Source organism: Burkholderia sp. Bp8998, assembly GCF_003854235.1.
GTDB lineage: Bacteria > Pseudomonadota > Gammaproteobacteria > Burkholderiales > Burkholderiaceae > Burkholderia.
On the sequence record NZ_QTQF01000158.1, the window covers coordinates 1 to 637 of the forward strand.

General features: G+C 62.5%; 1 pseudogene. It reads left to right on the top strand.

Features of this window, described 5'->3' with window-relative positions:
* Positions 1-251: 251 nt before the first annotated feature.
* Positions 252-637, top strand: a pseudogene (gene pntA, locus DIE06_RS37945) (NAD(P)(+) transhydrogenase (Re/Si-specific) subunit alpha); the annotation flags it as partial.

Below are 637 nucleotides of genomic sequence, written 5' to 3' on the forward strand. Positions count from 1 at the left end.
ATTCGTTAATCCTCGCCGCCTGTGAAATCCGCCGCTCAAGCTCCAGTCATCGGTACTGCTCGATTGTGGTTTGGAGTTCGATATTTTCGAGGCGGTGCCGGAGTTGGCGCGATTGATTCAGGTCGGCCTGGACGTCGAAGTGGCGGTCCACCAACTGTACCCGGCGAGGTCGGCTTGAGTGACTTTTGAGTGTAGTAACTTGAACTGCAGACCCGAATTCCTTGCGACGGCCACTACGGATTATTCACGATATGACATTACGGATTGGAGTTCCTCTGGAGACAGCCACCGGCGAACGGCGCGTAGCGACCGTCCCCGAAGTGGTCGAGAAACTGATCAAGCTGGGATTTTCGGTCGCCGTCCAAAGCGGCGCCGGTGCCGGCGCGAACTTTGATGACGACGCATACCGTGCAGCGGGCGCGAGCATCGCCGCCACGGCGGCCGAGCTGTGGTCGGGCAGCGACATCGTTTTCAAGGTGCGCCCGCCGAGCGCCGACGAAGTCGCGCTGATGCGCGAAGGCGGCACGCTGATCGGCTTCGTGTGGCCCGCGCAGAACCCCGAGCTGATGCAGCAGCTGGCCGCGAAGCGCGCCACGGTGCTGGCGATCGATTCGCTGCCGCGCACGCTGTCGCGCGC